General features: G+C 73.7%; 1 protein-coding gene. It reads right to left on the reverse strand.

Going from position 1 to position 4,613, the window contains the following annotated elements:
• Positions 1-4,462: BTAD domain-containing putative transcriptional regulator (locus MJ785_RS20045; protein ID WP_239382263.1), on the reverse strand; the 4,462-nt coding region annotated here is incomplete at its 3' end.
• Positions 4,463-4,613 lie beyond the last annotated feature (151 nt).

Genomic DNA, 4,613 nt, shown 5'->3' on the forward strand with positions numbered 1-4,613 from the left:
GGACCGAACCGCCGGCGGCCACGGCGACCCGGCGCCCGGCCGGGCTCCACGCGACGGCGTCGGCGCGCGCTGCCGGCCCGGTGCCGGCAAGCACCGCCAGTTCGGCGCCGCCGGCCCGCTCCCACGACACGGGGATGTGGGACTCCGGCGGGGCGGCTGTGCCATCATCACGCCGCCGTTGGCCCCAGAGCCGGACCATACCGTCCCGGCCCGGTGCGGCGAGCAGGGTGCCGTCCGGGCTGAACGCGGCGGGGGCCTCGACGGCGCCGTCGAGCAGCGGCCCCTCGAGGCGGCCGGTGCCCGCATCCCACAGCAGGACCCGCCGGTCGTCAATGCCCTGGGTTGCGATCTCGGTGCCGCCGGGGATGAACGCGGCCACGACGCGGCCGTCATGGCCGTCCAGGGTCCGGCCGAGCGGTGATGTGGCGGCGTCCTGGCGCCAGATGTCGGCCTCGGCCACGCTGCTGGTGAGCAGCCGTCCGCCGGGCAGGAAGGCGACCGGGACGATCCCAGGCCGGGAGAATGTGGCGGCCAGCCGGCCCGACGGCAGGTCGAACACCCGGGTGAGATCGGTCTCCTCGTCGTTGGCGACCAGGCGCCGGCCGTCGCTGCTGATCACAGCGCCGGCGCCAGCCCTGGTGAAGCCGGTCAGCGGTGCCTGACGCAGCTGCCCGGTGTCGACGTCCCACAGCATCACATGGTCACCGAGGGCGGTTGGCAGTGTGACGCCGTCGGGGCCGAAGAAGCCGAGGCGTCCGGGCAGCTCCCGCAGGAACTGTCCGGTATGAGCGTCCCACACCCGCGTCGATGAGCCACCGGTCCCTACCCCGGCGAGCCGGCTCCCGTCCGCGTTGATCACGACAAGCGGGATATCGCCGGGTTTCATCGGGACCTGCAGCGGTGGCCCGACCTGTCGGGGCGCGTCGGGAACAGAGCGGTCCCACAGGACGATCCGCCCGCTGTTGTCGACCGCGAACAGCCGGGACGGGTTGTCCGGGTCGAACTGCCCGTAGGCGAGGCCGTCCCCGGCCCGGATGGGTGCCCCGACCTGTTCGCCGCGCATGACGTCCCAGACGACGATGGTCCCGTCGTTCCCGCCGACAGCGAGCATCGTGGCGTCCGCGCTGAAGACGGCGAGCTGGCGGCCGGTGGGCCAGTGCAGCGTGCGCTGGACTCGGCCGGCGGTCAGGTCCCACACGGTGACCGTGCCGTCTCGCCCCGGGACGGCGAGCAGCCGCCCGTCCCGACTCACCGACGGGGGCACGATCGGCAGCAGGCCGGGGGCGCCGAACCGGATGATCTGATCGAGGTTGGCCGGGGTGTGGACGAGCGCGGTCACCAGACCGCCTTCGGTGTCCCGGGAAGGGGCGAGCCGGTAGCCCTCCACGCCGAGCAGCAGCGCCAGGTCGACCTGGTCGGTGTCGAGGCCGGCGGCCAGCGTCGCCAGCCTGCTGCCCTGCGCCGACCGGGTGGCCCCGCGGGCCATCTGTGCCTGCTGGTTGGCCGCGCCGCGCTGCATGACCGCCACGCCGACGCTGGTCAACGCGATCACCAGCAGCCCGGCCAGCACGGCGGCCAGCACCCGCAGCCGCCGGGCGCTGCGCCGGGCGTGGTGCAGCGCGCGTTCCTGTACGGCGGCGGAGGCGTCCAGGAAGGCGCGCTCCAACAGGTTGGCGTCCCCGAGGTGGGCGGTGGCCCACTCCTGGGCAGCGTCGAGACGGGCGCCGCGGTAGAGGTCGGCCGGGTCGCGGCCGGCCGCGGCCCAGGCGCCGGCGGCCTCGGTGAGGTGACGGTGCACCCGCCGGCCGTCGCGGTCGGCTTCCAACCAGGCCCGCAGCCGGGGCCACTCCCGCAACAGCGCCTCATGGGCAACCTCCACCGTGTCGCCGTCGGCGGTGACCAGCCGCCGCTCGACCAGGGCGGCGAGCACGGCGTCCTCTGGCCCACCGCCGGCCAGCTCGGCCCGCGGCGCCCGGCGGCGCAGGTCATCGGCGGCGCCCTCGCCGGGGGTAGCGAGCCGGAGAAACACCTTCCGGGCAGTCGCCTGGCCCTCGGTGTCGAGTGAGTCGTAGACGCCGTCGGCGAGCCGGGTGATCGCCCCTGCCATCCCACCGGCTTCGCGGTAGGCCGCGGTGCGCAGCACTCGGCCGTCGCGGCGCTCCCAGGTGGCGAGCAACGCGGTGGACAGCAACGGCAGCGCCCCCGGCTCGTGGCGGACATCGGCCAGGACCGTGTCGGTGAACCCCTCCTCGAGCTCGAGTCCGGCGACGTGGGCGGGTTCGGAGATCGCCCGCCGTAGCTCGCTTATCGTCATCGGGCCGATAAGTACATGGTTGCCACCGATGAGGTGGGCGAGCGCCGGGTGGCGGGCGAAGTGGCCGTAGTAGTCGGCGCGGACCGTGAGGACGGCGCGCAGGCGGCCGTCGCCCCGCTCGAGCGCACCGGCCAACACGTCGATGAACTCCTCCCGGCTCTCCCGCGCCCAGGTGGTGAACGCCTCCTCGAACTGGTCCAGAACGAGGAGCTCGTTCCCACCGCTATCGACGTCGATTGCGGCCGGGTCGACCGTGCCGGCTCGCAGCAGCCGGATCCGCCACCGCTCGCTGCCGGGTAGCACGCCCGAACGCAGCGCCGGCACCAGCCCAGCCCGCACCAGCGACGACTTCCCGCCGCCCGACGGGCCCACCACTGTCAGCAGCGGCGCGGCCACACAGCGGGCCACCAGCTGGGCCACCAGCCGTTCCCGGCCGAAGAAGTACGGGGCGTCGGACTCCTCGAAACGTGCCAGCCCCTTGTACGGGCACAGGACGGCAGCCCTCCCGCCGGCTAGGTCGGCGGGCCTCTCCGGTGCGGTGGAGCCATCAGGTGCCGCAGCGCGGCGGCGGAGCCTCGCTCGCTGCAGGTAGAGGACGTCGGCGACCATCGCGTGCTCGGCCGCGCCCAGCTCCCGCCGACCGCTGACCAGCCACGCGGCGCTCCGGCCGACCCGCTCCCCGCCCCGGGTATCCGCCCAGCCGGCCGCATGTTCGTGTACCCGCGCGGGGACGCCGCCGGAGGACGCGGCCACCGCTTTGGCTGCCTCCGCGAGTTCCTCGTCAGTCACATAGCCGGCCACAATCGTCCTGACCTGCTCCAGCCCGAGTGGACCGAGCCGCAGTACCTCCTGAGAGCCGGCTTCGGCCGCACCGGGCGGGCGGTCCGTCTCTTTTTCTTCCGTCCGGTCGCCGACGGGTCCGGTGACGGCGACGACGAGTACCGATAGCCGCACGGCTGCGGCCGCCAGCCGCTGCAACTCAGCTGGGTCCGCCCCCGGCGGGTCGTCGAGGACGACCAGCACCGGATGCTCCGCCGTGGTTCCCACGAGCATCTGGGCGTCCACTGGGCCAAGGACGACCGCGGCGCCCCGGCTGCCCACCCGGCGTGCGAACTCTGCCACCAGCCGGCTGGCGCCCATCCCCGGTGCGCCCTCGACGATCACGACCCCGCCCGAGCCGTCGAGGGCACGCCCCCACGCCAATTCAAGGTGACGCAGTTCCCCCTCCCGCCCGACCAGCGGGTTCCGGTCCGCGTCCAGTCTGGCCGGCAGCTCCTGCGGACGCACCGCGTCCGGGCGCAGGCTGGGCTGCTCGGCGAGGATGGCCGCTTCCAGCGCCCGCAGCTGCGGGCCGGGCTCCACCCCGATTTCGTCCACGCTCCGGGTCCGGGCCGCGCGGTAGGCATCCAGCGCCTCCGCCTGCCGCCCTGATTCGTACAGCGCGACTATCAGCTGGCCTCGTAACCGCTCCCGCAACGGGTACTCGGCCACCAGCCGCTGCAGCTCGCTGACCAAGGCCGAGGCATGACCGAGCGCCAGTTCGCCGTCGATGCGGTCGGCCACGGCGGCGAGCCGCAGCTCCGCCAGCCGGTCCCGCTCGCTTACCACGAACTCGGCGTCGTCGAGGTTCTCGTATGCCTCCCCCCGCCATAGCCCCAGCGCACGCCGGAGGCGGGCGAGCGCGAGTTCGGGGGCACCGGCCGCCAGTGCCTGCCGCGCCTGCCCGGCGAGCTGTTCGAACACGGCCGCGTCCAGGGCCGCCGTGCCGGCCCGGAGGCTGTAGCCGGGCGGTGAGGTGATCAGGATGCGCCAGCCAGCCCGTGGGCTGTCTGGTTCCAACAGCCGGCGCAGCCGGGAAATATAGCCCTGCAGCGTCTTCTCCGCCGTCAGCGGCGGCTCCGCCCCCCACACCCCGTCCACCAGCCGCGACACCGACAGGACCCGGTTATGCTCGGACAGCAGCAAACCGAGCAGCGCCCGTTCCCGCGCGCTCCGCAGCGGCAGGAGTTCGCCGTTCCGGCGGACCTCCAGCGGCCCGAGCACCCCAAACCATAACCCGGGCGGGGCGGCCCCGACGCCGTTGCCGACGGACCCGTGCGGTGCCGCCGTCGATCCGTCGACGGTGGCGCCCGTACCCTCTCGAGCCATATTTCGGTTACCCTTCCGCCGTCGGACCCGTCTCGAGCTGCCCGGCGACGCCTCTCAGCCGCCACTCGCAGCTCGGCTCGACCAAATTTTCGCCCCGTCGACCGTCAGCACACCGACAGTTTGAATGATCTCAAAGCTTGAATTAAGAGCG

The sequence above is a fragment of the Protofrankia sp. CiT1 genome (assembly GCF_917627335.1).
Classification (GTDB): Bacteria; Actinomycetota; Actinomycetes; order Frankiales; family Frankiaceae; genus Protofrankia.